Origin of the sequence: Cupriavidus taiwanensis LMG 19424 (genome assembly GCF_000069785.1) — a bacterium.
Lineage (GTDB): Bacteria > Pseudomonadota > Gammaproteobacteria > Burkholderiales > Burkholderiaceae > Cupriavidus > Cupriavidus taiwanensis.
In genome coordinates, this window is sequence record NC_010528.1 from 1,934,685 (window position 1) to 1,959,774 (window position 25,090).

The 25,090-nt window shown below is 66.9% G+C and carries 24 protein-coding genes; 10 read left to right on the forward strand and 14 right to left on the reverse strand.

The genetic code is table 11. The annotated features are described in order from the left end of the window. Positions 1-112 precede the first annotated feature (112 nt). The 9 genes from RALTA_RS08860 to RALTA_RS08900 all read left to right on the forward strand — a co-directional run bounded on the left by RALTA_RS08860 (position 113) and on the right by RALTA_RS08900 (position 9,607). A complete protein-coding gene (locus RALTA_RS08860; RefSeq protein ID WP_012353097.1) occupies positions 113-595 on the forward strand; it encodes a MarR family winged helix-turn-helix transcriptional regulator in 483 nt (160 codons plus the stop codon). A gap of 108 nt (positions 596-703) precedes the next feature. Further along, on the forward strand, positions 704-2,248 hold the full coding sequence (locus RALTA_RS08865) for an AdeC/AdeK/OprM family multidrug efflux complex outer membrane factor (RefSeq protein ID WP_041232151.1): 1,545 nt from the start codon (positions 704-706) through the stop codon (positions 2,246-2,248). A 44-nt stretch (positions 2,249-2,292) separates the two neighbouring features. Then, positions 2,293-3,534, forward strand: coding sequence for an HlyD family secretion protein (locus RALTA_RS08870; protein WP_012353099.1), 1,242 nt, complete (start codon positions 2,293-2,295; stop codon positions 3,532-3,534). Between the two features lie 2 nt (positions 3,535-3,536). Further along, positions 3,537-5,159 (forward strand): DHA2 family efflux MFS transporter permease subunit, encoded by a 1,623-nt coding sequence (locus RALTA_RS08875; RefSeq protein WP_012353100.1) that lies wholly within the window; start codon positions 3,537-3,539, stop codon positions 5,157-5,159. Positions 5,160-5,341: 182 nt separating this feature from the next. Further along, positions 5,342-6,130 (forward strand): IclR family transcriptional regulator, encoded by a 789-nt coding sequence (locus RALTA_RS08880; RefSeq protein WP_012353101.1) that lies wholly within the window; start codon positions 5,342-5,344, stop codon positions 6,128-6,130. 21 nt (positions 6,131-6,151) lie between these two features. Next, the gene (gene pepE, locus RALTA_RS08885) at positions 6,152-6,865 is read left to right on the forward strand and encodes a dipeptidase PepE (RefSeq protein ID WP_012353102.1); all 714 of its coding nucleotides are present in this window, start codon (positions 6,152-6,154) and stop codon (positions 6,863-6,865) included. Between the two features lie 40 nt (positions 6,866-6,905). After that, positions 6,906-7,829, forward strand: coding sequence for a DUF1177 domain-containing protein (locus tag RALTA_RS08890; protein ID WP_012353103.1), 924 nt, complete (start codon positions 6,906-6,908; stop codon positions 7,827-7,829). After that, a complete protein-coding gene (locus tag RALTA_RS08895; RefSeq protein WP_012353104.1) occupies positions 7,826-8,533 on the forward strand; it encodes an AroM family protein in 708 nt (235 codons plus the stop codon). Before RALTA_RS08890 ends, RALTA_RS08895 begins: the two co-directional genes overlap by 4 nt. 81 nt (positions 8,534-8,614) lie before the next feature. Beyond that, entirely contained in the window at positions 8,615-9,607 is a 993-nt protein-coding gene (locus tag RALTA_RS08900) for a Bug family tripartite tricarboxylate transporter substrate binding protein (protein ID WP_012353105.1), read from the forward strand. 45 nt (positions 9,608-9,652) lie between these two features. Here RALTA_RS08900 and truB read toward each other — a convergent pair whose 3' ends face one another. From truB to RALTA_RS08940, 8 genes are all read right to left on the reverse strand, one after another. Beyond that, positions 9,653-10,600 (reverse strand): tRNA pseudouridine(55) synthase TruB, encoded by a 948-nt coding sequence (truB, locus tag RALTA_RS08905; RefSeq protein WP_012353106.1) that lies wholly within the window; start codon positions 10,598-10,600, stop codon positions 9,653-9,655. Between the two features lie 91 nt (positions 10,601-10,691). Next, complete coding sequence (gene rbfA, locus RALTA_RS08910; protein WP_012353107.1) at positions 10,692-11,063, reverse strand: 30S ribosome-binding factor RbfA; 372 nt, start codon at positions 11,061-11,063, stop codon at positions 10,692-10,694. Between the two features lie 60 nt (positions 11,064-11,123). Further along, positions 11,124-14,015, reverse strand: coding sequence for a translation initiation factor IF-2 (gene infB, locus RALTA_RS08915; protein ID WP_012353108.1), 2,892 nt, complete (start codon positions 14,013-14,015; stop codon positions 11,124-11,126). A gap of 90 nt (positions 14,016-14,105) precedes the next feature. After that, a complete protein-coding gene (gene nusA, locus RALTA_RS08920) occupies positions 14,106-15,581 on the reverse strand; it encodes a transcription termination factor NusA (RefSeq protein ID WP_012353109.1) in 1,476 nt (491 codons plus the stop codon). Then, positions 15,578-16,066 (reverse strand): ribosome maturation factor RimP, encoded by a 489-nt coding sequence (rimP, locus tag RALTA_RS08925; RefSeq protein ID WP_012353110.1) that lies wholly within the window; start codon positions 16,064-16,066, stop codon positions 15,578-15,580. Before rimP ends, nusA begins: the two co-directional genes overlap by 4 nt. Positions 16,067-16,368: 302 nt before the next feature. After that, positions 16,369-18,210, reverse strand: coding sequence for a 23S rRNA pseudouridine(2605) synthase RluB (rluB, locus tag RALTA_RS08930; RefSeq protein ID WP_012353111.1), 1,842 nt, complete (start codon positions 18,208-18,210; stop codon positions 16,369-16,371). Positions 18,211-18,238: 28 nt separating this feature from the next. Then, positions 18,239-19,093, reverse strand: coding sequence for an SMC-Scp complex subunit ScpB (gene scpB / locus RALTA_RS08935; RefSeq protein ID WP_012353112.1), 855 nt, complete (start codon positions 19,091-19,093; stop codon positions 18,239-18,241). Positions 19,094-19,678: 585 nt separating this feature from the next. Continuing rightward, positions 19,679-20,455, reverse strand: coding sequence for a sulfite exporter TauE/SafE family protein (locus RALTA_RS08940; protein WP_012353114.1), 777 nt, complete (start codon positions 20,453-20,455; stop codon positions 19,679-19,681). A gap of 77 nt (positions 20,456-20,532) precedes the next feature. Here RALTA_RS08940 and fnr point away from each other — a divergent pair, with 77 nt between their 5' ends. Next, positions 20,533-21,258: a fumarate/nitrate reduction transcriptional regulator Fnr gene (gene fnr, locus RALTA_RS08945; protein WP_025584410.1), complete on the forward strand. Its 726-nt coding sequence runs from the start codon at positions 20,533-20,535 to the stop codon at positions 21,256-21,258. 54 nt (positions 21,259-21,312) lie between these two features. On the opposite strand, the gene RALTA_RS08950 is transcribed toward fnr, so the two are convergent. From RALTA_RS08950 to ccoO, 6 genes are read right to left on the reverse strand one after another with little or no spacing between them, the layout of a single operon-like run. Further along, entirely contained in the window at positions 21,313-21,558 is a 246-nt protein-coding gene (locus RALTA_RS08950) for a hypothetical protein (protein ID WP_012353116.1), read from the reverse strand. Further along, positions 21,555-21,764 (reverse strand): membrane protein, encoded by a 210-nt coding sequence (locus RALTA_RS08955; protein WP_012353117.1) that lies wholly within the window; start codon positions 21,762-21,764, stop codon positions 21,555-21,557. The genes RALTA_RS08950 and RALTA_RS08955 overlap by 4 nt, the downstream gene beginning before the upstream one ends. 43 nt (positions 21,765-21,807) lie before the next feature. After that, entirely contained in the window at positions 21,808-23,280 is a 1,473-nt protein-coding gene (ccoG, locus tag RALTA_RS08960) for a cytochrome c oxidase accessory protein CcoG (RefSeq protein WP_012353118.1), read from the reverse strand. A gap of 49 nt (positions 23,281-23,329) precedes the next feature. Further along, entirely contained in the window at positions 23,330-24,247 is a 918-nt protein-coding gene (ccoP, locus tag RALTA_RS08965) for a cytochrome-c oxidase, cbb3-type subunit III (RefSeq protein WP_012353119.1), read from the reverse strand. A 2-nt stretch (positions 24,248-24,249) separates the two neighbouring features. Next, positions 24,250-24,414 carry a cbb3-type cytochrome oxidase subunit 3 gene (locus RALTA_RS08970; protein ID WP_010809472.1) on the reverse strand — a complete coding sequence of 55 codons (165 nt, stop codon included), beginning with the start codon at positions 24,412-24,414 and terminating at the stop codon, positions 24,250-24,252. A 3-nt stretch (positions 24,415-24,417) separates the two neighbouring features. Beyond that, positions 24,418-25,077, reverse strand: a complete 660-nt coding sequence (ccoO, locus tag RALTA_RS08975; protein WP_012353120.1) for a cytochrome-c oxidase, cbb3-type subunit II — start codon at positions 25,075-25,077, stop codon at positions 24,418-24,420. Between the last annotated feature and the right edge of the window lie 13 nt (positions 25,078-25,090).

Below are 25,090 nucleotides of genomic sequence, written 5' to 3' on the forward strand. Positions count from 1 at the left end.
ACCGCCCCTGACATAGGGAAATATTTGCGGATTTCGCAATGACGAATTTCCTTTCTTGCGGATCGTTAAACGTGAACATATATTTGCCTCAGCAAAGATTGCAAAGGCAAAGATGTCACAAGACCCCTCTTCCGCTCTGCCCGCCGCCCCGGCTACTGCGTTCGATCCCGCCAAGTACCAGATGTGCGACAGCGTCGGCTACCTGATGCAGCGGGCCAAGAACATGCTGGCCCACGGCGTCGAGCAGGAGGTCGGCAGCCTCGACATCACCCAGGCCCAGGCCAGCTGCCTGATGATGCTGGCCACCGGCCGTGCCTCGACCGTCACCGACCTGGGCCGCGAACTGAACACCGACATGGGCTCGGTCACGCGGCTGCTCAGCCGCATGGAAAAACGCGGCCTGATCGAGCGCCGCCGCCGCGACGCCGACCGCCGCGTGGTCGACCTGTCGGTGACGCCGCAGGGTCAGGAACTGGTGCAGCAACTACCGGCAATCTTCTGCAAGGTGCTGGCGCACCACTTTCGAGGTTTTTCCGAGGACGAGATCCAGTTGCTGCGCAGCATGCTGCGGCGGGTCATCGACAACAGCGGATAGCAGGCTGCGCGCCGGACTTCCGGCACGCCAGATCGTCCGCTTCGGCCAGCCCGGCCGGACCCCGTCAGCAGCCTGTAGAAACGTATGGCTCCGCCACGGAGCAACACCATGAAACCAGTTCTTTCCTTCCGATTTACCCAGCCTGCCAGCTCCCGCAAGCTGGCGCGCCGTGCCGGCACGCTGGCGCTGACCGCGATCGCGGCCGCGGCGCTGGCCGGCTGTGCGGCGCTTGGCGATTCGCACAGCACCCAGACCATGGCCGATCCGGCCGCGATGGCAACTTCGCAAACCCTGCCCGGCGAACACGGCCAGTGGCCCTCGCAGGACTGGGTCGACCAGTTCAAGGACCCGCAGCTAAGCGCGCTGGTCGACGAAGCGGTCAAGGACAATCCCAGCCTGCAGGCGGCCTTCGCCCGCGTGGAAGCGTCGCGCGCCATGGCCGAGGCCACGCGCAGCGCGCTCTATCCGCATGTGGAGTTCGAAGGCAGCCTGATCCGGCAGCGCTTGTCCGAAACCGACCTGTTCGAAGGCACGCCGCTGGCGGGCTCGTGGCAGAACCAGTCGCGCCTGCAGGTGGGCCTGTCCTATGACTTCGACTTCTGGGGCAAGAACCGCGACGCGCTCGAGGCCGCGCTGTCCGACGATCGTGCCGCCGAAGCCGAAAGCCAGGCCTCGCGCCTGATCCTGGCGACGTCGATCGCGCGCAACTACGCGCGCCTGGCGGCGCTCTATGCCCAGCGCGACGTGGCCGAGCGCGCCATTGCCCAGCGCCGCGACCTGACCGAGCTGTCGCGCCAGCGCCTGGCGGCCGGCCTGGACACCCAGGTGGAAACCACGCAGGCGCGCGGCACCGTGGCGGCGTCGCAGACCGACCTGCAGCGCGTGGACGAGGAAATCGCGCTGGCCCGCAACCAGCTGGCGGCGCTGCTGGGCAAGGGCCCGGACCGCGGCCTGCAGATCGAGCGCCCGGTGCTGCTGGCGCAGGCCACGCCGACGCTGCCCGACAACCTGACCATCGGCCTGCTGGGCCGCCGCCCGGACCTGGTCGCGGCGCGCTGGCGTGTCGAGGCTGCGTCGAAGGACATCAACGTCGCCAGGAAGGAGTTCCTGCCCGACGTCAGCCTGAGCGCGTTCGCCGGCCTCGCCGCGCTGGACCCGTCCAGGCTGCTGATGGGCATCAGCCGCACTTTCGGCATCGGCCCGACCCTGCGTCTGCCGATCTTCGAAGGCGGCAGGCTGCGCGCCAACCTGAAGGGCAAGTACGCCGGCTACGACATTGCCGTGGCCAACTACAACCAGGCGCTGGTCGATGCCCTGCGCGAGACCGCCGACACCATGACCAGCATCCGCAGCGTCGACAAGCAGATCCAGACCCAGCGCGAGGCGCTGGACCTGGCCGAGCATGCCTACGCGCTAGCCACCACGCGCTACAAGGCCGGCCTGGGCACGCAGCTGACCGTGCTCAACGCCGAAAGCAACGTGCTGCAGCAGCGCCGCCTGGCGACCGACCTGCAGGCGCGCCGGCTGGATCTGCAGATGGGCCTGATGAAGGCGCTCGGCGGCGGCTACCAGGAGCCTGCCGAAGGCCACGAGAGCGTCGCCCACGGCCAGGCGCAGCAACCGGACAACACCAAGGCGGGCGCCCGCGGCTGATCCGCGCACCCGGTGATCGCAGACGAGAGTATCCAGAAGACATCATGAGCAACAACCAGCAAGCGGCCGGCACCAACACCCCCCAGCAAGCCACGGCCACCCCTCCCAACGGCAAGCGCAAGCGCATGCTGCTGTCGCTGACCGCGGCGATCGTCGTTGCCGGCATCGGCTACGGCGTGTACTGGGGCCTCTATGCCCGCCATTTCGAAAGCACCGACGATGCCTACGTCGCCGGCAATGTGGTCCAGGTCACGCCGCTGGTGGCCGGCACGGTGGTGTCGATCGCAGCCGACGACACGCAACTGGTCACTGCCGGCCAGCCGCTGATCCAGCTCGACCGCGCCGACACGCAGGTGGCGCTCGAACAGGCCGAGGCCCAGCTGGCCCAGGCCGTGCGCGAAGTGCGCACGCTGTACGTCAACAACGGCTCGCTCGCCGCCAACGTGGCGCTGCGCGAAGCCGACGTGGCCAAGGCGCGCGACGACCTGCGCCGGCGCCAGGCCATCGCCGGCTCGGGCGCGGTGTCCAATGAAGAAATCTCGCACGCGCAAGCCGCGCTCAAGGGCGCCGAGTCGGCGCTGCTGGCGGCGCGCGAACAGCTGGCATCGAACAAGGTGCTGACCGACCAGACCACGGTCGAGCACCACCCCAACGTGCAGCGCGCCGCCGCCAACCTGCGCTCGGCCTACCTGTCGTTCGCGCGCTCGTCCCTGCCCGCGCCGGTGACCGGCTACGTCGCCAAGCGCTCGGTGCAGGTGGGCCAGCGCGTGGCCGCCGGCGCGCCGCTGATGGCGGTGGTGCCGCTGGACCAGGTCTGGGTCGACGCCAACTTCAAGGAAGTGCAGATCACGCATATGCGCATCGGCCAGCCCGTGACGCTGGAAGCCGACGTCTACGGCTCCCGGGTCGAATACCACGGCAAGGTTGCCGGCTTCTCGGCCGGCACCGGCTCGGCGTTTTCGCTGCTGCCGGCGCAGAACGCCACCGGCAACTGGATCAAGGTGGTGCAGCGCCTGCCGGTGCGCATCGCGCTGGACCCGCAGCAACTGAAGGACCATCCGCTGCGCGTGGGCCTGTCGATGACGGTCAAGGTCGACGTGCGCCGCGAGGAAGGCGCCGCCATGGCGGCCGCCGCGCCGGCCAAGCCGATGCAGACGGACGTCTATGACAAGGTGGCCAAGGATGCCGACCAGCTGATCGCGCGCATCATTGCCGCCAACAACGGCGGCCGCGGTGCCGGACTGGCCTCGGCCAGCGCCGCCAACGCCAAGCCCGCCAATACCTGATCATGGCCACCTCCCCTTCCGCCGCACCGGCCGCGCCCGGCGCGCAGCCGGGCGCCGGCCCGGCAACGCCGCGGGCGATGCCGCGGCAGCCGCAGCCGCTGACCGGCGGCAAGCTGGTGCTCGGCACCATCGCGCTGTCGCTGGCCACCTTCATGAACGTGCTGGACTCGTCGATCGCCAACGTGTCGATCCCGGCGATCTCCGGCGACCTGGGCGTGGCCCCCAACCAGGGCACCTGGGTCATCACCTCGTTCGCGGTGGCCAACGCCATCTCGGTGCCGCTGACCGGCTGGCTGACCACGCGCTTCGGCGCGGTGCGGCTGTTCATCACCTCGATCCTGCTGTTCGTGCTGGCATCGTGGCTGTGCGGCGTCGCGCCCAACCTGGAAACGCTGCTGGCCGCGCGCGTGCTGCAGGGGGCCGTGGCCGGGCCCATGATCCCGCTGTCGCAGTCACTGCTGCTGTCGAGCTATCCGCCCGCGAAGAGCACCATGGCGCTGGCGCTATGGGGCATGACCACGCTGGTCGCACCGATCATGGGCCCGCTGCTGGGCGGCTGGATCTCCGACAACATGACCTGGCCGTGGATCTTCTACATCAACGTGCCGGTGGGCATCGTCACCGCCTACGCCACCTGGGCCATCTACAAGGACCGCGAGACGCCCACCAAGATGCTGCCGATCGACCGCATCGGCCTGGCGTTGCTGGTGATCTGGGTGGGCTCGATGCAGCTGATGCTGGACAAGGGCAAGGAACTGGACTGGTTCCACTCGACCGAGATCGTGGTGCTGACGCTGGTCGCGATCGTCGGCTTCCTGTTCTTCCTGGCATGGGAAACCTATGAGAAGCATCCTATTGTCGATATCAGCCTGTTCAAGGGCCGCAACTTCAGTTCCGGCGTGGTGGCGATCTCGGTGGCCTACGGGCTGTTCTTCGGCAACCTGGTGATCCTGCCGCTGTGGCTGCAGACCATCGTCGGCTATACCGCGACCGACGCGGGCATCGTGATGGCGCCGGTCGGCATCTTTGCGATCCTGCTGTCGCCGGTGATCGGCCGCAACCTGCCGAAGATGGATGCGCGCTGGGTGGCAACCGCCGCCTTCATCACCTTCGGCATCGTCAGCCTGATGCGTTCGGGCTTTACCACGCAGGTCGATACCCGGACGCTGATGGTGCCCACGCTGATCCAGGGCGCGGCCATGGCGATGTTCTTCATCCCGCTGACTTCGATCATCCTGTCGGGGCAGCCGCCGGAGAAGATCCCTGCCGCATCGGGCCTGTCGAATTTCGTGCGGATCACCTTCGGCGGCATCGGCGCGTCGGTCTCGACCACCGTCTGGGAAAACCGCTCGGCGCTGCACCACGCGCAACTGGTCGAGCAGGTCAACCCGTACAACCCGGTCTACCACGACCAGCTCAACCACCTGATGCAGATGGGCATGAGCCAGGCGCAAGCGGTCGGCGTGATCGAGCGCAATATCACCCAGCAGGCCGCCATGCTCGGCGCCAACGATATCTTCTGGATCTCTGGCGTGCTGTTCTTCGTGCTGATCGGCTTTGTCTGGCTGACGCGGCCGGCAAAGGGCGGCGGTGGCGGCTCGGCGGACGCAATGGCGGCGCATTGAGCGCCCGGTTCAGCGATGCATGGAATGGCCCCGGTTCGGGGCCATTTTTTTTGCCCGTATCCGGCAAGGGAAATTTCCCCTTGTGCTCCGGCGCCCATCGACCTATGATTTGCCAAAACCGAATTATGGAACTTCGGTTCCGAAAAACGGAACAAAGCAATGAACGTAGGTGGAGAGGCGAAGTGAGCATTCTTGAAGGCGTGGAGAGCGTGCTGGACCTGTTCGGGCACGCCCGCCACGAGATCACGTTCAACGATGTGCTGGATGAGCTGGGCCTGGCCAAGAGCTCGGCGTCGCGCCTGCTCGCCCAGATGGTGCGCTACCGGCTGCTGGAGCTGCAGCCCACCACGCGACGCTATCGCCCCGGCGCCCTGGTGATCCGCGCGGCGCAGGCGGCCACGCAGGCGCACCCCTTTGACGACCAGTGCCGCGAGATCCTTGCCGCGTTGTCGGACTCCACCGGCTTCACGGCCTACCTGTCGATGCTCGACGGCACCGACACCGTGGTGCTGCAGCGCCTGAACGGCAGCAACCCGGTGCAGGTGCTGTCGCCGCCCGGCGCCCGCCGCCCTGCCTTTACCACCGCGATGGGCCGCGTGCTGCTGTCGCGCCTGCCTGACCCCGACTTCAACGCGCGCTACGGCGCCAGCGGCGCCCGCAAGCTGCCCGACGCGCCCGCCGGATGTCCCGCCACCGTTGCCGAGCTGCGCGAGCGCGTCGCCATGGCTCGCGCCGAGCGCAGCGCCATCGCCGTCAACGAAGGCATGCCTGGCATCGGCGCTGTTGCCACCACGCTGGCGGACCCGCTCTCGGGCGACGTGCGCGGACTGTGCCTGTCCTTCACCGCGATGCAGGTCAGCCAGGCCCAGGCACGCGCGCTGCGCGAAGCGCTGGTGCAGGCGGTGGCGCCGGTCGGGCAGCGCCTGGGCGATCCGCTCTGGCTCCCTTCCGGCGACACCGCCGCCAAATAGTCATCCCGGCTGCTCAAACCCATGGAACTCCTGTTACTCAGCAACTCCTCCAGCGACGCGGGCTACCTCGTCCACGCCCACGACGCGATTCGCGAACTGGCCGGCGGGCGCACCCGTGCCTGCTTCCTGCCTTTCGCCGGCGTCACGCGCGACTGGGACACCTATGAAGCGCTGGTGCGCGACGCGCTGGCTCCGGCCGGCATCGCAGCGCACTCGCCGCACCGGCTCTCCGATACCGACTGCCTGCGCGCGGTGGCAGCGGCTGAACTGGTCGTCATCGGCGGCGGCAACACCTTCCGGCTGCTGCAATGCCTGCGCGAACGCGGGCTGCTGCCGGTGATTGCACGCCAGGTGGCCGCGGGCGCGGCGCGCTATATCGGCTGGAGCGCCGGCACCAATGTCGCCTGCCCCACTATCCGCACCACCAACGACATGCCGGTCGCCGATCCCGGCGGCCTCGACGCGCTCGGGCTGGTGCCGTTCCAGATCAACCCGCACTACTTCAACCTGGTGGTGCCGGGCTTCCGCGGCGAAACGCGCGACCAGCGGCTCGCCGAGTTCACGGTGCTGGCGCCGAACACGCCGGTGCTGGGCTTGCCCGAAGGCAACTGGGTGCGCGTCTCGGGCGATCGCATGGAGATGGGCGGCATGCACTCCGCACGCTGGTTCCTGGGCCCGCAGATCCTGGACATCGCGCCCGGCGCCTTGTCCGTGCCGGCCCCTGGCGCCCTCTGACCCTCGCCATCCGTCAAGCAATCAAGGAACTTCAAGCAAGATGTCCATCAAGCAGGTGATTGAATCGATCGAGCTGCTTTCCGCAGCCAACGTCGACGGCGAGACCGTTGCCGCGCTGCTGCGCGCACGCGGCATCCGCGACGTCACGGTGACACGCGTGGAAGAGAACGGCCTTTACACCGACTTCCTCGCCTGCACCCTGCCCGGCCGCCATCCCGACGCGCCCGCGCTGGGCGTGGTCGGCCGACTGGGCGGCGTGGGTGCGCGCCCGGCCGTGACCGGCCTGGTGTCCGATGCCGACGGCGCCATCGTGGCCGTGGCCACCGCGCTGAAGCTGGCCGACATGGCCGCCACCGGCGATGTGCTGGCCGGCCCGGTGCGCATCCATACCCACATCTGCCCGCACGCCGCGACGCGGCCGCACCAGCCGGTGCCGATGATGAAATCGCCCTTTGCGATGCGCAAGATGATGGCGCATGAAGTGCATCCCGGCATGGCGGCGATCCTGTCGGTCGACACCACACGCGGCAACCGCTTCGTCAACCGCCGCGGCGTGGCGCTGACACCGGTGGCCAAGGAAGGCTGGCTGCTGCGCCTGCCGGAGCGGATGCTGGACCTGATGGGCTGGGTCAGCGGCGAACTGCCGACCGTGTTGCCGCTGACCACGCAGGACATCACGCCGTATGAGAACGGCCTGTGGCATGTCAATTCGATCATGCAGCCGGCCATCGTCACCGCGGCCCCGGTCGTAGGCGTGGCGCTGACCGCGCAAACCACCGTGCCAGGATGCGCCACCGGGGTCACCAACGCCTTCGATATCGATGTGGCGACGCGCTTCTGCATCGAGGTCGCCAAGCAGTTCGGCCAGGGCCAGTGCGCCTTCTACGATGCCGAGGAATGGGCCGAGCTGCAGCGGCGCTACGGCTCGCTCGCACATCTGCAGACCGTCGGGGCCGAAGCATGACAACGGCTGCTCCGCGCCCGCCGCGCGTGGCCTTCGTCACCATCGGACAGTCGCCGCGGACCGACGTGGTGCCGCAGATGATGGCCGACCTGGGCCTGCCGGCCGATGTCGAAGAATTCGGCATCCTGGATGCGCTGAGTCCGGCAGAGATCGCCGCGCTGGCACCCGCTGCCGGCGAATACCGGTTCGCCAGCCGGCTGCGCGATGGCACGCAGGCGGTGATGGGCAAGCCGGTGGCCGAGGCCATGCTGGCCCGGCTGATGGCGTCGCTGGACGACGGCCGCTTCGACGCGCTGGTGCCGCTGTGCACCGGCACCGCGCTGCCACCGATGCAGACGCTGGTGCTGGAACCGCAGCAGGTGGTCGACCACCTGACCGTGGCGCTGGCGCAGGGCTGCAAGCGGCTCGGCATCGTGCTGCCGCTGGCGGCGCAAATGAGCGGCTTTCACCTGATCCGGCCGGTGCCCTGCGAACTGCGCGTCACGCATGCGTCCCCCTATACCGATACCGCCGAGAGCGATACCGGCCGCTTTGCGCAGGCGGGCGCGGCGCTGCGCGGCTGCGACCTGGTGGTGATGCACTGCATGGGCTACACCGAAGCCATGCGGGCCATGGTGGCGCGCCATGCGGGCGCCCCGGTGCTGCTGTCGAACCGCATGGTGGCACGGCTGCTGGGACAGGTACTGGCTGGCGCGGCGGCTTGAGGCCGCCCACGCCAGAAACACATTTTGGGTAAGGGCAAGCCCGCTGACAGATTGCCCATGACACTGCTGGAGTTGGAAGGCATGGAAAAGGTAGGAAAGTGGAGAAAGCCGCTAGCAAGCGGCATGATGTGGCTCGGCCTGGGCGCGGCGGTGGTCCCGGCCGCGCAGGCGCAGGAATGGAAGCCGGTCAAGCCGGTGCGCCTGCTGGTGGGCTTTGCGCCCGGCGGCTCGGCCGACCTGCTGGCGCGGCTGGTGCAGGCGCCGCTGTCGGAAAGCCTGGGCGTGCCGGTGGTGGTGGAAAACGTGCCCGGCGCGGGCGGCAATATCGCCGCGGACAAGCTGGCCAAGGCACCGGCCGACGGCTACACCATCGGCATGGGCGCCGCGGGTGCAATGGCGGTGACACACGTGCTCAATCCCAAGGGCACCCCATACAAGGCGGATGATTTCACCCCCATCGCCATGCTGGCGACGCAGCCCAATGTCGTTATCGTCAACCCGGCCCTGCCGGTCAAGACCATGGCCGACTTCACCGCGTACGTCAAAAAGACGCCGCAAGTCACCTATGGCACCGCGGGCGTCGGCACCTCGAACCACCTGATCGCCGAGACCATGCTGCACCGCCTCGGCATCGACATGGTCCATGCGCCCTACAAGGGGGCAACGCCGGTGATCACCGACCTGATGGGCGGCCATATCGCCATGACGGTCGATAACATCACCACCGCGGCGGCGCTCGCCAAAAGCGGCAAGGTCAAGGCGCTGGCAGTCACGGGCAGCAAGCGTTCGCCGTTGCTGCCGGAGGTGCCGACGCTGGCCGAGAGCGGCCTGAAGGACTTCAACATGCCGACCTGGCAAGGCATCTTCGGGCCGAAGGACCTGCCGAAGGCGATCGTGGCCCGCTACAACCAGGCCCTGGTCAAGGCGCTGGCGAATCCGGAAGTCAAAAAGAAGATGGCCGAGTTCGGCTCCGAGCCGGTGGGCGATACGCCCGAGCACTTTGCCGGCTTCCTTGTCCAGGATCGCAAGATGTGGGCCGACGTGATCAAGACCGCCAAGGTCACATTGGAGTAAGGGCTGTCGTTTCGGTGGGCGGCGGCTACGTCGCCGCCCGCCGGCTCACAGCTTGACCAGCCGCTCCGGCCGCAACGCGCCCTCGCGCATGCGTGCCACGCCGAGCAAGCGCGAAGGCTCGCCGGCATAGACCCGCGCCAGGCTGTTCTCGGCCAGCGCGGTGCCGACCGGCAGATCGCGCTGGGCAATGCGCTGCCCTTGCAGGAAGCGCCCCGCCGCCGCCGCATCCAGCTGCACCGGCACGCATTTCTGCAGCAGGGCGTCGACCGGCGCCAGCATGGCCGGGCGCTGCGCATCGTCCTGTGCTTCGATCTGTGCCAGCGTCACCGCGCCGTCGAGCGTCAGGTCGCCCACGGCAATGCGGCGCAGCCCGGTCAGGTGGGCGCCGCAACCCAGTGCTTCGCCGATGTCCTCGGCCAGCGTGCGGATATAGGTGCCCTTGCTGCACGTCACCCGCATCGTGAACGACGGGGCCCCCGGCAAGGCGCACTCCAGCAATGCAATCGAACGGATCGTGACACGGCGCGCCGCACGCTCCACGGTCTGGCCGGCGCGTGCGTATTCGTACAGCGGACGGCCGTCCTTCTTCAACGCCGAGTGCATCGGCGGCACCTGCTCGATCTCGCCGATAAATCCTTCCAGCGCCTGCTCCACCGCCGCGCGGTCACAGGTAACCGCGCGCACGTCGAGCAGTTCACCTTCGGCATCGCCGGTGCTGGAGCGCGCGCCCAGCCGCACTTCGGCGTCATAGGTCTTGTCCGCTTCCAGCAGGTCCTGCGAAAACTTGGTGGCTTCGCCGAAGCACAGCGGCAGTAGTCCGGTGGCCAGCGGATCCAGCGTGCCGGTATGGCCGGCCTTGGCCGCGCGCAACAGGCGCTTGGCCCGCACCAGCGCGTCGTTGGACGACAGCCCCAGCGGCTTGTCGAGCAGCAGCACACCATGGACCTCGCGGCGCGGCAGGCGCGGCGGACGGTTGGCGTTGGAATCGGTCATCGGGAAAAAACGGGAGGGGCGCGAAAAGGCGCTGCGCAACGCGCGTCGACCGCGCCGGGAACGCCCATGCCGGCCGGCATGGGCGGCGGCATCAGTCTTCGTCTTTCGAACGCGTGGCGTTCGCTTCGTTGATCAGCCTGGACATCTCGATCGCGTGTTCGACCGAGGTATCGTGATGGAAATGCAGCGTCGGCACGGTATGGATGTGCAGGCGCTTGAACAGCAGCGAATGCAGGTAGCCGGCCTTCTCGTTCAGGATGGCTTCGGTCTCGGCCGCGTCGGCGCCCAGCACGGTGAAGTACACCTTGGCGTGCGCGTAATCGGGCGTCAGCGTGACGGACTGCAGCGTGACCAGGCCGAGGCGCGGGTCGCGCAGTTCGCGCTGGATCATCTCGGCCAGGTCCTTCTGGATCTGGTCGGAAATGCGGAGATTGCGGGAGGAGATATTGCCTTTCTTGGCCATGCAATACAGTCTGGTCGAGATGACAACGGCAGGCCGAAGCCTGCCGTTGCTTGCGACGCCTTACAGCGTGCGCGCCACCTCTGTGATTTCGTACACCTCGAGCTGGTCGCCTTCCTGAACATCGTTGAAGTTCTTGATCGACAGACCGCACTCGAAGCCCTGCTTGACTTCCTTGACGTCGTCCTTGAAGCGCTTGAGCGAATCCAGCTCGCCGTCGTGGATGACCACGTTGTTGCGCAGCACGCGCACCAGCGAATTGCGCTTGACCACGCCGTCGGTGACCATACAGCCGGCCACCGCGCCGACCTTCGGCACGCGGAACACCTGGCGCACCTCGACCGTACCGGTGGTGGTTTCGCGCTTCTCCGGAGCCAGCATGCCCGACATCGCCGCCTTGATCTCGTCTACCGCATCGTAAATGATGTTGTAGTAGCGAATATCGATGCCGTTGTGCTCGGCCAGCTTGCGCGCACCCGCATCGGCACGCACGTTGAAGCCGATGATGACCGCCTTCGAGGCCGTCGCCAGGTTGACGTCGGATTCGGAGATGCCACCCACGCCGCCGTGCACGATCTGCACGCGCACCTCGGCGGTCGACAGCTTCTGCAGCGACTGCACCAGCGCTTCCTGCGAACCCTGCACGTCGGCCTTGACGATCAGCGGCAGCGTCTGCACTTCGCCTTCCGTCATCTGCTCGAGCATGTTCTCCAGCTTGGCGGCCTGTTGCTTGGCCAGCTTCACGTCGCGGAACTTGCCCTGGCGGAACAGCGCGATTTCGCGCGCCTTGCGCTCGTCCGGCAGCACCAGCACTTCCTCGCCGGCGGCCGGCACTTCGGACAGGCCCTGGATTTCCACCGGGATCGACGGGCCGGCTTCCTTGGTGGCCTTGCCGTTCTCGTCCAGCATGGCGCGCACGCGGCCGTAGGCGCTGCCAGCCAGTACCACATCGCCACGCTTGAGCGTGCCGCTGCTGACCAGGATGGTTGCGATCGGGCCCTTGCCCTTGTCGAGCTGGGCTTCCACCACCAGGCCCTTGGCCGGGGCGTCCACCGGTGCCTTCAGTTCCAGCACTTCGGCCTGCAGCGACACCTGTTCCAGCAGGTCTTCGATGCCGGCGCCGGTCTTGGCGGACACCGGCACGAACGGCGAATCGCCGCCGTACTCTTCCGGCACCACCTGCTCGGCCACCAGTTCCTGCTTGACGCGGTCCGGGTTGGCTTCGGGCTTGTCGACCTTGTTGATCGCCACCACGATCGGCACGCCGGCAGCCTTGGCGTGCGCAATCGCTTCCTTGGTCTGCGGCATCACGCCGTCGTCGGCCGCGACCACCAGGATCACGATGTCGGTGGCCTTGGCGCCGCGGGCACGCATGGCCGTAAAGGCCTCGTGACCCGGGGTGTCCAGGAAGGTGATCACGCCGCGATCGGTTTCCACATGGTAGGCGCCGATATGCTGCGTAATGCCGCCGGCTTCGCCCGCGGCAACCTTGGTGCGGCGGATGTAGTCCAGCAGCGAGGTCTTGCCGTGGTCGACGTGACCCATCACGGTCACCACCGGCGGACGCGGCAGCAGTTCGGCGTCTTCGTGCTCTTCGCCGTCGACCACCAGCAGCGCTTCCGGATCGTCCAGCTTGGCGGCGTACGCCTTGTGGCCCATTTCTTCCACCACGATCATGGCGGTTTCCTGGTCCAGCACCTGGTTGATCGTCACCATCTGGCCGAGCTTCATCATCTGCTTGATGACCTCGGATGCCTTCACCGCCATCTTGTGGGCCAGGTCGGCCACCGAGATGGTTTCCGGCACGTGCACTTCGCGCACCACCGGTTCGGTCGGTGCCTGGAAGTTGCTGCGGCTGTCGTCATGCTGCTGCTGACGGCCGCCACGGCCGCGCGGGCCACCGCGCCAGCCGCCCACGCCGCCCGACGAATCGCCGCGCGTCTTCAGGCCGCTGCCCTTCTTGCGGCTGCCTTCGTCCTGCCACGTCGACGAGGTGCCGGCCTTGACGACCTTGCCCTTCTTGTCGGTGGTGGTGGTGGCGGTCGCGGTCACCGGCTTCTTCTCGCCCGGCTTGGCTTCGGTGCCGGCCGGCTTGACCGGCTTGTGCAGCGTACCGGTCTGCTCGGCCTTCTTTTCCTCGGCCTTGCGCTCGGACGGCGCCTTCAGCACGCGTGCCGGCGCATTCAGCATCTGCTGGATCGCACGGGCTTCGGCTTCGGCCGCCTCGCGGCGCTTGCGCGCGGCGATTTCCTGCTCGGCGCGGGCCTTGTCGGCGGCGGCCTTGGCTTCGTCGGCGGCCTTCTGCGCCTCGGCGCGTTCGGCGGCAACGCGAGCCTTCTCGTCCTCGGCCTTCTTGCGCGAGGTGTCCTCGTTGGCTTCGGTCACGGCGCGCGATGCGGCGGCCTCTTCCTCGGCCTTGCGGGCAGCGAGTTCGGCCTGGCGGCGCTGCTCGGCCTCGAGCGCCTCCTGGCGGGCGCGGCGCTCGGCTTCCTCGCGCTCGGCGGCCTCGCGGGCGGCCTTGGCTTCGGCTTCCTGGCGCGCCAGCTGCTCGGCCTGGCGGCGTTCTTCCTCTTCGCGGCGCGCCTCCTCGGCAGCATCGACAACGTGGGCCTGGGCCTCGGCGCCATCGGCCTGATGTTCCGGCGCAGCGTCGTCGCGCTTGATCAGCACGCGCTTCTTGCGCACTTCCACCTGGACCGTGCGGGTCTTGCCGGTGGCGTCCGACTGGCGGATCTCGGAGGTTTCGCGCTTGGTCAGTGTGATCTTCTTGCGGGCGCTGTCGTCGGCCTGGCCGTGCGAGCGCTTCAGATAGTCCAGCAGCCTGGTCTTATCCGATTCCGTGATGATGTCTTCTGGCGTCGCTTTGCCCACCCCAGCCGCCTGCAATTGTTCCAGCAGGGCAGCTGCGCTGCGACTCAGTTCTGCGGCCAGTTGGGCAACTGTTGTGCTTGCCATTCAAACCCTTTCAATGCTTGGTTTCTACGTCGGGACAAATTGTTGCGGAAAGCGCGTCCGGGCTGGCGTGGGCCGGCCCGGCCGTGTCCCTCAGTTGAACCAATGTTCCCGTGCTTTCATGATCAGCGACTTGGCTTCTTCCTCGCTGACACCGGTCATCTCGACCAGCTCGTCCACGGCCAGTTCGGCCAGGTCGTCACGCGTATGGATATCGCCTTCGGCCAGCTTGCCGATCAATTCCGGGTTGAGGCCGTCGAGCGAGCGCAGGTCCTGCGACACCTCTTCCACCTTTTCTTCCCGGGCCAGTTCCATCGTCAGGAGCGCATCACGCGCGCGATTGCGCAGCTCGTTGACGGTGTCTTCGTCAAAGGCCTCGATCTCCATCATTTCACTGATGGGGACATAAGCCACTTCTTCCAGCGTGGAGAAGCCTTCCTCGATCAGGATATCGGCGACTTCCTCGTCCACGTCCAGCTTGGACATGAACAGCTTGCGCACGACATCGCTTTCCTCGGCCTGCTTCTGCGCCGACTCTTCCTGCGTCATGATGTTGATCTGCCAGCCGGTCAGCTCGGACGCCAGGCGCACGTTCTGACCACTGCGGCCGATGGCGACGGCGAGGTTTTCCTCGTCGACCACCACGTCCATGCTGTGCTTCTCTTCATCGACCACGATCGACTGCACCTGCGCCGGCGCCAGCGCGCCGATGACAAACTGCGCCGGGTCTTCCGACCACAGCACGATGTCCACCGCCTCGCCGCCGATCTCGTTGCGCACCGCGGTGACGCGCGTGCCGCGCACGCCCACGCAGGTGCCGATCGGGTCGATGCGCTTGTCATGCGCCACCACCGCGATCTTGGCGCGCACGCCCGGGTCGCGGGCAGCCGCCTTGATCTCCAGCAGGCCCTGTTCCATTTCCGGCACTTCGTTCTCGAAGAGCTTGATCAGGAAATCGGGCGCGGTACGCGACAGCTCGATCTGCGGGCCGCGCGCGGCGCGGTCGACATTCAGGATGTAGGCACGCACACGGTCGCCGGTGCGCAGGTTTTCCTTGGGAATGATCTGGTCCCGGGCCAGCAGCGCCTCGACGCGGCCGGACTCGACGATCAGGCCCTTCTTGTCGGCGCGCTTGACCGTGCCGGTCATGATCTTTTCGCCACGATCGAGGTAGTCGTTCAGGATCTGCTCGCGCTCGGCGTCGCGGATGCGCTGCAGGATCACCTGCTTGGCGGCCTGCGCGCCGATGCGGCCGAACTCGACCGACTCGATCTGCTGCTCGATATAGTCGCCCAGCTCGATGCTGGGGTTTTCCTCGCGGGCCTCGAACAGCAGGATCTGCTTGTCCGGCTCCTGCAGGCCCAGTTCGTCGGGAACGACCAGCCAGCGGCGGAAGGTTTCATGCTCGCCCGACTCGCGATCGATCGCGACACGGATATCCACGTCTTCCTCGAAACGCTTCTTGGTGGCCGAGGCGAGCGCCGCCTCCAGGGCACCGAATACCACATCCTTGTCGACGTTCTTCTCACGCGCAAGCGCATCGACGAGCAACAGAACTTCGCGGCTCATTGCTTGTTCCCTTTTCTTTGATTTCCTTTGAAGTCGATCACCGGCACCAGGCGTGCCTTGTCGACATCGGATACGGCAAATTCCAGCAGCGCCGGGCCATCCTTGCCCTCGAACTCCAGGCCGATCTTCTCTTCGCCCGCGGCGCCGGTGGGCTCGCGCAGGATGCCTGTGAAGTTCTTCTGTCCATTGACGGGCAGGCGCAGCGTCACGCGCGCCTCCGCGCCGGCAAAGCGGACGAAGTCGGCCAGCTTCTTCAGCGGCCGGTCCAGTCCCGGCGACGAGACCTCGAGGCGTTCATAGTCGACGTTCTCGACCGTAAACACGTGGGTGAGCTGGCGGCTCACCTTTTCGCAATCCTCGATGGCAATGCCGGTTTCAGGCTGATCGATATAGACACGCAGCAATCCGGCCGGGGCACGCTCGAGCTCGACCAGCTCATATCCCATGCCGCTTAGGGTGGTTTCGATCAAATCTGCCAGATGCACTGTTATCCCGAGTAATGGCCATCAACACCGTGGCAGGCAAACCCGCCGGTGCCGTCCGGGACGACCCTGCTGCAGCGCTGCCTGTCCGCCACCCCTCCGCCAGGGGCGGAAGCACCGAAAAACGGGCGAACCAAAAAAAAATGGGCGCAATGCCCATCATTCGCCCATCCTCGGACGAGGATGGCTTTTTGAATAGACTTGAATTATACGCGGATTATGTCGAAAAGGCAAAAGCCAGACATTACCACGGGCCGCACGCGGCGCGGGCGGGCGTTCTGCCCGCCATGCGCCGCATACAGCGCTTAACGATTGCCGCCGCGGTTGCCACCGCGATTGCCGCCGCCACGCGGCGCACGGTTGCCGCCCGACTTGGCCGCCTTCGGCATCACGTTGCCATTGGCCTCGCCGCCACCGCGGCGGGCCTTGCCCTGCCCCTGGCCGGCCTGGCCTCTCGCTGCGCCCATGCCGCCCATGCCGGCGCCGCCGCCACGTCCCTGGCGCGCACCGGTGCCGCGGCCACCGCCGAGGTTGGCGGCGTGCGAGGTCAGCAGCGTCGGGCCGTGGCTGATATAGCCCATCGACGTCTTCATCGGATCCGGCTGGCTGCTGCGGCCGCCGCCGCCGCGGGCACCGCCCTGTTCGAAGCGTGGCAGGCCGTCCATGCCGGTATGCATCGGCATGCCCGCAATCGCCGCTTCGGTGCGCTGCTTGCGCCCGCCCACCTTGGTGGCGCCCTTCGGCGCCTGCTCGCCCTTGCCCGGCACCTTCAGGCCGACGCTGGTCATCAGCGCCTTGACGTCATTCGGCTCCACTTCCTGCCAGCGGCCGCGCTTGAGACCGCGCGGCAGCAGGAACTGGCCGTAGCGGGTGCGGATCAGGCGCGACACAGTCAGGCCAACCGCCTCGAACATGCGGCGCACTTCGCGATTGCGGCCTTCGGTCAGCGCGACGTGGTACCAATGGTTGACGCCTTCGCCGCCACCATCCGCGATACGCAGGAAGTTGGCCTCGCCGTCATCCAGCTTGATGCCGTGCAGCAGGCGCTGGCGGTCGGCCTCGGCCAGTTCGCCCAGCGTGCGCACCGCGTATTCGCGCTCGACGCCGTAGCGCGGATGCATGAAGCGGTTGGCAATGTCGCCCGAGGTGGTGAAGATCAGCAGGCCTTCGGTGTTGAAGTCCAGGCGGCCCACCGCGACCCATTTCCCGGTCTTGATGCGCGGCAGGTTGTCGAACACGGTCGGACGGCCTTCCGGATCGGACTGGCTGACGATCTCGCCGGCGGGCTTGTGATACAGCAGCACGCGCGGCGGCTTGGTCGACACCTTGCGGTGGATCAGCTTGCCGTTCACGCGGACCTGGTCGGCCGGCAGGATGCGCTGGCCGATATGCGCCGGCAGCCCGTTGACCGAGACGCGGCCCTGCAGGATCAGTTCTTCCATCTCGCGGCGCGAGCCGAGGCCGCCCTCGGCCAGCACCTTGTGCAGCTTGGGGGCGTCGTCTTCGGCGGACAGTTCGCGCACGGGCTTGGCCTTGGTGCGCGGGATGACGGTGTCTTCACTGTCGTACTGCTCGGAGATGACGAAGCGGAACAGGTCTTCGCTGCTGGCGGCGGCCTTGTCGGCACCGCCCTGGCCCTTGCGCGCGGCCTGCGGCTTGCCGCCATCCTTGCGTCGGCCCTGCTGGCGAGCGCCTGTGCCCTGGTTGTCGCCGGACGTCGCCGCCTTCCCGCCGCGCTGGCCCTGCTTGCGCTTGCGCGCCGGCTGCTCCGGCTTGTCGGCGCCTTCGGCACGAGCCGCGCGGTCGATCTTGTCTGCCTTGCTGCCGCCCTGGCCACCCTGGCCACTCTGTCCGCCTTCAGTCTGGCCCGTCTTGCGCTTGCCGCGGCCGCGCTGGCCGCCACGCCCGAGACCCGCGGCGCCCGCGCTTGCGGCGGCGCCGGCGTCCCCGGCATCGCCCTGGCCGGCGCCTTCGGCGCCCTCCGTGCGGTCCTGCGCGGCCTGGCGGCGCGATGCCACCAGGTTCCTCAGACCGCGGCGCAGCCCCTTGCGGCGGGGCGCGGCGTCGCTGCCCGATCCGGGTTCTGCGGCGCCGGTGTCGGCGGATGCGCCCGCATGGCGGGCGTCTTGCTCAACGGAATCAGACAAGATATTCACTATCGATGTTGCATGTTGTTCAGTTCGGCACGCGCTCGTCGTGCTCGCTCGGGTGCGGCGGGGTGCCATCGGATGGCAGTGGGTCCCGCGCCCCGTCCGGAGGGGGGGCGGCAGGTTCGGTGGCATCGTCCGGACCCGCCTCGGCAGCCGCCGGCAGCGGCTGCGCATCAAAGCCATTGGCGCCATCTTCGGGCACGGGGGTTTCGCCGTCACGCCCGGATGCCACCTCGCCGCTCGCCAGTGTGTCGGCCGGGGTGGCCGGCTCGGCAAAGGCTTCCTCGTCGGCACTGGCCGGCTTGCTCGCCGCCAGGTCTTCGAAATTGATTGCCTGCTGCTCCAGCAAGGCGGCCTGCGCCTGCGCCTGGGCGTCTTCCAGCGGGGGCAGCTCGTCCAGCGTGAGCAGCCCGAGGTCGTCCAGGAACGCCTTGGTGGTGGCATACAGCGCCGGGCGGCCCGGCACGTCGCGATGGCCGATCACCTCAATCCAGCTGCGGTCCTCGAGCTTCTTGATCACTTCCGTGCTGACCGTCACGCCGCGGATTTCCTCGATATCGCCACGGGTCACGGGCTGGCGGTAGGCAATGATCGCCAGGGTTTCCATCACCGCCCGCGAGTATTTTGGCGGCTTTTCCGGATTCAGGCGGTCGAGGTATTCCCGCATCTCGGGCCGGCTCTGGAACCGCCAGCCACTGGCCAGCGCCACCAGTTCCACGCCGCGCGGGCGCCAGTCCTGGCGCAGTTCGTCCAGCAGCACTCGGATGGTGTCTGCGCCGACGTCATCGTCGAACAGGCGGCGCAGATCGTTGACGCGCAACGGTTCCTGCGCGCAGATCAGCGCCGTCTCGAGGACGATCTTCGCCTCTTGGGTATTCATGTTGATGGTGTGCAGCCTGTCTTTGCACCTGCTCCCGGACGGATCCGGGGCACCGGAGATTTTGGATACAGCGGTGCCAAAGCCACCGCCATCTCATTGCGCAGCGAGCCGGATACCTGCTGTACCCAAGCCGTGCACTTCCCTTTCTTTGCATCGAGTTGCCGGGCTTCCGGCAGGAGATCGTCCGCATGCCGCAATGGACCGGCCAGCGAACCTCTTGCGTCGCTCGTCCGCCCAGGCGGACATCGCGGTCGGCGAACTGAACGCCTCGGACGCAAGAAAATACGGGTATCGGGAGCAAGGCCGGCATTTACCACGCCGCAGCGCCAACCGGACTTTTGAACCAGATCTTTTGAACCGGATGGACCGCGGGGGCTGGCGATCAGCAAAAGCCTTCCGCTTCCCGCGTTCCGCGCGCGCCTTCGGAAATCAAGGCCGCCAGGCGCTGTACGCCGCTGCTTACCGCAGCCTGTCTGACTCCGCGCGATACCACAATGCTGGCGATTGTATGGTATTCCCACGTCCGCCTGCAACCATCATCCTGCTTGCGTGGGGCGCCGGCGCCCCAGCAGGGCCCGCGCGACATCAAAACACCAGGCAAAAGCCCTGTTCCGCGAGCGAATGTGGCAGCAGCACCGCTCGCGCAATGCCAAGCCCGCCGAACGCCATCACGGCAAGGCCCGCGCCCAGGCGCACGGCCGGCCGTCTCGACCACAGCCGGAGATAGCCCGACAGCCCCGACAGCACCAGCAGGTTCGGCAGCGTGCCAAGCCCGAACACGCCCATGACCAGCGCCCCGGAGCCGGCATTGCCCGCCAGCAGCGCCAGCGTCAGCGCGCCGTAGACCATGCCGCACGGTACCAGTCCCCAGGCCAGGCCCACGCCGTAACGCCGCGCCAGCCCGCCGCGCGCCCGCACGAAGGCAGGCATCGCGCCGGCGAGGCCGCTTATCCCGCCAATCCCGCCAATCCCGCCAGCCACCGCTGCGCCGGCGCGCGCCGCCAGCCGTTCCAGCCAGTGCACGGTAAAGGTACTGCCGCGCAGCAAGCGCCAGCCGGACCACAGCAGCATCAGGCTGCCGGCGCCGAACAGCCAGCGCTGCACCGGCAGGTAGTCCTGCTTCCATGCTGTGGCGCCGGCAGCACCCAGCGCTGCACCCAGCAGCATATAGGTGGAAATCCGGCCAATGTGCATGACCAACAACTCGCCAAGCCAGGCGCCCCGGCTGCGCACCAGGCGCACTGGCGCCGCCGTGGCGCCCCGCTGCTCGACAGCCAGCGCAACTCCGCCACACATGGCGGCGCAGTGCACCCCGCCCAGCAGGGCGAGCAGGAAAACACTGATCAATACGCCAAATGTCAAATCTGTCTCCCTGCCGCATCACATCGCACGGTAAAATGTTCGTATCGTGCCCCGCTGCCATTTCTAGCAGGTTCCAATTGCTCACCTCCATCCCCGTTACCGAGATGTCACCCCGCTGCTCCACCTGTGCGATGGGACAGCTGTGCCTTCCGGTTGGCATGTCGCAGCAAGACCTTGCCAAGATCGACACGCTGGTGCAGGAACGCATCCGCGTGCACAAGGGGGAAACCCTCTACCGCATGGGCGACCCGCTTACTGCGGTCTACGCCATCCGCTTCGGTACGCTCAAGACGCATGTCACCACCGAAGACGGACGCTCGCAGATTACCGGTTTCCACCTGCCCGGTGAAATCGTCGGCCTCGACGGCCTGGGCGAGATGCAGCATGCGTCCGATGCAACCGCGCTGGAAGATACCGAGGTATGCGTGGTCCGCATGAATGACTTGCAGTCGCTGTCGGCCGACCTGCCGTCGCTGCAGCAGCAGTTCCTGCGGCTGATGGGCAAGGAAATCACGCACGACCAACTGATGCTGGTCACGCTCGGCTCGATGCGCGCCGAGGAACGCCTTGCCGCCTTCCTGATCAATCTGTCGGAGCGGCTCTCGGCGCGCGGCTATTCGGCCTCCGAGTTCGTGATGCGCATGAGCCGCGAAGAAATCGGCAGCTACCTCGGGCTGAAGCTCGAGACGGTCAGCCGGCTGTTCTCGCGCTTTGCCGAAGCCGGGTTGATCCAGATCCGCCAGCGGCATGTCAAGCTGATCGACATCGACGGCATCAAGCAACTCTACAGCCGAAGCTGCTGATCCACCGCGGCGTTGCCGCGCCGCCTGCGGCGCCGGCAGCGCGGTGGTCCTTCCCTATTCCAGTTCGTCCGTATCGGCCAGCCGCGTCGGCATGGTGTACAGCGTCAGCCCGCTGGACAACGCACAGAACACCCACGCCAGCAGAAAGCCGACGGTATAGACCGACTCGCGCGACGACTCGATCGGATGGCCGAAGAATTTCAGGTCGCCCGGATCGACGACGGAAAACACCGTCGCCGTCGCCAGGCCCGCCATCAGGAAACCGGGCCACAGCACCCACATCAGCCAGCGCAACCTCATGGCTGCCTCGCTGCCGCGGCCCTGGGCGGCACAGCTTCCGCCTTCTCCACCACCAGGCCATGCCTGGTCGCGCCCTGCACCGGCATGTCCGGATGCGTCGACGCCAGCCAGATCGTCACGCCGCACGCCACCATGGCCAGCAGCGGACCGCTCATCAGCAGCCACGGCCACGGCTCCTTCCACCACGGATTGCCTTGCTGACTCATCTTGCCCCCTTCATCTTGGCGACTACGTACGAATCACCTAGCTTCACAAATCGCGCGGCACGATAAAACTGGTGGATTGCCGGATTTCGGCATGCCCCTGCTCCGTGCCTTCGCTCGTTACCGTTACGTTGATCTTGTGCGTGCCCTGCGTGGCGGCCTCGATCGGCACTCGGATGCGGATCGGCAGCAGCCGGTTGGAGGTCGGCGCCAGCGATTCGGCCTGCTTGTCGTATTCAACCGTCAGGCCCTTCAGTTCATCGCTGTCGGCGCGCACGCGGATCTGCATCGGCGCTTCGGTGGTGTTGATCAGCTGCAGTCGATAGACGTTCTCGATCCAGCGTCCTTCCACTTCCCGACCCAGCGCGCCGCGGTCGCGGATGATGTCGACCTTCAGCGGCGTGCGGAGCATGATCGATGCCATGAAGCCCGCCAGCAGCGCCGCCCAGATCACCGAGTAGATGATGATGCGCGGACGCAGCAGGCGCTTGCGCGACGCCGCCGCGGACAGGCCCTTGCGCATCGCGTTCTCCGAGGTGTACCGGATCAGCCCGCGCGGATAGTCCATCTTGTCCATGACCTGGTTGCAGGCGTCGATGCAGGCGCCGCAGCCAATGCACTCGTACTGCAGGCCATCGCGGATGTCGATGCCGGTCGGGCATACCTGCACGCAGATGCTGCAGTTGACGCAATCGCCCAAGCCGGCCTGGTGATGGTCGGTCTTGCGCGAGCGGCTGCCGCGCGGCTCGCCACGACCGACGTCATAGGTCACGACATAAGTATCGCGGTCCACCATCACGCTCTGGAAGCGCGCGTAGGGGCACATGTACTTGCACACCTGCTCGCGCATGAAGCCTGCATTGCCCCACGTGGCGAACGCATAGAACAGCATCCAGAACGCTTGCCAGGGCCCCAGCGACAGCGCCAGCACCTCGCCGCCCAGTTCACGGATCGGCGCAAAGTAGCCGATGAACGTGAAGCCGGTCCACAGTGCGATCAGCACCCACAGGAAATGCTTGGTGGCCTTGATGCGGAACTTGCGCAGGCTCCATGGATCCCCGTCGAGGCGGATGCGGGCGATGCGGTCGCCTTCGACCCGCCGCTCGATCCACATGAAGATCTCGGTATAGACCGTTTGCGGGCACGCGTAGCCACAGAACAGCCGCCCCGCGATCGCCGTGAACAGGAACAGCGCGAGTGCGGAAATGACCAGCAGCACGGCCAGGTAGATCACGTCCTGCGGCCACAGCACGAGTCCGAAGATGTAGAACTTGCGCTCGCCAAGGTCAAACAGCACGGCCTGGCGTCCGTTCCATTGGAGCCAGGGCGTGCCGTAGTAGACCAGCTGGGTCAGGATCACAAGCCAGACCCGCCAGCTGGAGAACGCGCCCTTCACCGAGCGGGGATAGATTTTCCGGCGGACCTCGTAAAGCGTCTCTTCCGAAGTCTCGCCTGGCGCAGCGGCCGACCGTTGCAGGTCGGCCGCCCGGGCCACTTCATCGGTCCCGGGCGCGTTCATGGGCGAGTTCTCCCGCGAGCCGCCAGCGCTCGCTCACATGAGTCGTCGATCATTGCCCGGCTCCGCCTCCCGTATTGGACAACCCCCACACATAGGCCGTCAGCATGCGGATGCGTTCGGGCGTCAGGATTTCCTCGTGTGCCGGCATATGGTTGTTGTGGCCCTTCAGGATCGCTTCGACGATGCTGGCTTCCGAGCTGCCGTAGAGCCAGACGTTGTCCGAGAGGTTCGGCGCACCGAGTGCCTGGTTGCCCTTGCCGCCGGCGCCATGGCATGCCACGCAGGTCGTCTTGAACGCGCCTTCACCGCGCGATGCACGGATCGGGTCCGACGACAGCCCGGACAGCGAACGCACATACTGGGCCACGTCGCCCGCCTGCTTGGCATCGATGGATGCGCCAAACGGCGGCATCACGCCATTGCGGCCCTTGGTGATGGTCTGGCTGATGGTCTCGGGGTCGCCGCCGTACAACCAGTCATTATCGGTCAGGTTGGGGAAGCCGCGGCTGCCGCGCGCATCCGAGCCATGGCACTGCGCACAGTAGTTCAGGAACAGCCGCTGGCCGATCTCGCGCGCCTGCGGGTCCGCGGCCACCTGCTTGACGTCCATCTTCAGGTACTTGGCATAGATCTCGTTCTGCATGCGCTCCTGCGCCGCGCGGTGCGCGGCCAGTTCGCCCTGCGTGGAGAATTTCAGCACGCCGGCGTACGAGCCCAGGCCGGGATACAGCACGAGATAAGCCAGCCCGAAAATACAGGCCAGCAGGAACATCCACATCCACCAGCGCGGCAGCGGATTGTTCAGCTCGCGCAGGTCGCCGTCCCAGACATGGCCGGTATCCTCGGTGCCACCGGGTGCCTTGGTGATCTTGCGTTGCGAGAACAGCAGCCATACGCACCAGACGATGCCGATGAGCGCGATGGCGGCAATGTAATAACTCCAGAATTCGGAAATGAAATCGCTCATGGCTAGGTGTTCCGGCTCGATGTTGTCGTAGTTTCGTCAGGCAGCGCGAACGGCAGCATGGCGGATTCGCGGTTGGCAGCCTGGCGGCCGGCGGACCAGGCCCACCAGCAGATGCCGAGGAAGACAACCATCGACACGACGGTTGCAATGGCGGTGATCATGGCCATGGCTTACTCCTTCGGTGCCGCCGCGGCGGCATCGACGCGGACATTGCGGCGGTTGGTGCCGAGGCCCTGCAGGTAGGCAACCAGCGCGTCTTCTTCGGTCTTGCCTTTCAGCGCTTCCGGGGCCTTGGCAATCTCGGCCTCGGTGTACGGCACCCCCAGCCTGACCAGCGCGCGCATGCGCGCCTGGATATCGCTGGTGGGCAGTTCTGCCTTCTCCAGCCAGGGGTAAGACGGCATCACGGATTCCGGCACCACGTCGCGCGGGTTGCGCAGGTGGATGCGCTGCCAGTCGTCGGAGTAGCGTCCGCCCACGCGCGCCAGATCGGGACCGGTGCGCTTGGAGCCCCACAGGAACGGATGGTCGTAGACCGATTCGCCAGCGGTGGAGTAATGGCCGTAGCGCTCGGTCTCGGCCTGCAGCGTGCGCACCTGCTGCGAGTGGCAGCCGACGCAGCCTTCGCGGATATAGATATCGCGCCCCATCAGCCGCAGCGGCGAATACGGCGTGATGCCAGGATCCGGCTCGGTGGTGGAGTGCTGGAAGAACAGCGGCACGATCTGGACCAGACCTGCGATGCTGACCACGAGGATCGTGCAGATGATCAGCCAGCCGATGTTCTTCTCCAGCGTTTCGTGGGAAAAGAAGCGTTGTTTGTCGGACATCTTTCTATCCTGG

Bases quoted from the DNA above. Each gene is read 5' to 3' on its own strand.
- RALTA_RS08860 (WP_012353097.1), top strand. From the start codon at position 113: ATGTCACAAGACCCCTCTTCCGCTCTGCCCGCCGCCCCGGCTACTGCG.
- RALTA_RS08865 (WP_041232151.1), top strand. From the start codon at position 704: ATGAAACCAGTTCTTTCCTTCCGATTTACCCAGCCTGCCAGCTCCCGC.
- RALTA_RS08870 (WP_012353099.1), top strand. From the start codon at position 2,293: ATGAGCAACAACCAGCAAGCGGCCGGCACCAACACCCCCCAGCAAGCC.
- RALTA_RS08875 (WP_012353100.1), top strand. From the start codon at position 3,537: ATGGCCACCTCCCCTTCCGCCGCACCGGCCGCGCCCGGCGCGCAGCCG.
- pepE (WP_012353102.1), top strand. From the start codon at position 6,152: ATGGAACTCCTGTTACTCAGCAACTCCTCCAGCGACGCGGGCTACCTC.
- RALTA_RS08890 (WP_012353103.1), top strand. From the start codon at position 6,906: ATGTCCATCAAGCAGGTGATTGAATCGATCGAGCTGCTTTCCGCAGCC.
- RALTA_RS08895 (WP_012353104.1), top strand. From the start codon at position 7,826: ATGACAACGGCTGCTCCGCGCCCGCCGCGCGTGGCCTTCGTCACCATC.
- RALTA_RS08900 (WP_012353105.1), top strand. From the start codon at position 8,615: ATGGAAAAGGTAGGAAAGTGGAGAAAGCCGCTAGCAAGCGGCATGATG.
- truB (WP_012353106.1), bottom strand. From the start codon at position 10,600: ATGACCGATTCCAACGCCAACCGTCCGCCGCGCCTGCCGCGCCGCGAG.
- rbfA (WP_012353107.1), bottom strand. From the start codon at position 11,063: ATGGCCAAGAAAGGCAATATCTCCTCCCGCAATCTCCGCATTTCCGAC.
- infB (WP_012353108.1), bottom strand. From the start codon at position 14,015: ATGGCAAGCACAACAGTTGCCCAACTGGCCGCAGAACTGAGTCGCAGC.
- nusA (WP_012353109.1), bottom strand. From the start codon at position 15,581: ATGAGCCGCGAAGTTCTGTTGCTCGTCGATGCGCTTGCGCGTGAGAAG.
- scpB (WP_012353112.1), bottom strand. From the start codon at position 19,093: ATGAATACCCAAGAGGCGAAGATCGTCCTCGAGACGGCGCTGATCTGC.
- RALTA_RS08950 (WP_012353116.1), bottom strand. From the start codon at position 21,558: ATGAGGTTGCGCTGGCTGATGTGGGTGCTGTGGCCCGGTTTCCTGATG.
- RALTA_RS08955 (WP_012353117.1), bottom strand. From the start codon at position 21,764: ATGAGTCAGCAAGGCAATCCGTGGTGGAAGGAGCCGTGGCCGTGGCTG.
- ccoG (WP_012353118.1), bottom strand. From the start codon at position 23,280: ATGAACGCGCCCGGGACCGATGAAGTGGCCCGGGCGGCCGACCTGCAA.
- ccoP (WP_012353119.1), bottom strand. From the start codon at position 24,247: ATGAGCGATTTCATTTCCGAATTCTGGAGTTATTACATTGCCGCCATC.
- RALTA_RS08970 (WP_010809472.1), bottom strand. From the start codon at position 24,414: ATGGCCATGATCACCGCCATTGCAACCGTCGTGTCGATGGTTGTCTTC.
- ccoO (WP_012353120.1), bottom strand. From the start codon at position 25,077: ATGTCCGACAAACAACGCTTCTTTTCCCACGAAACGCTGGAGAAGAAC.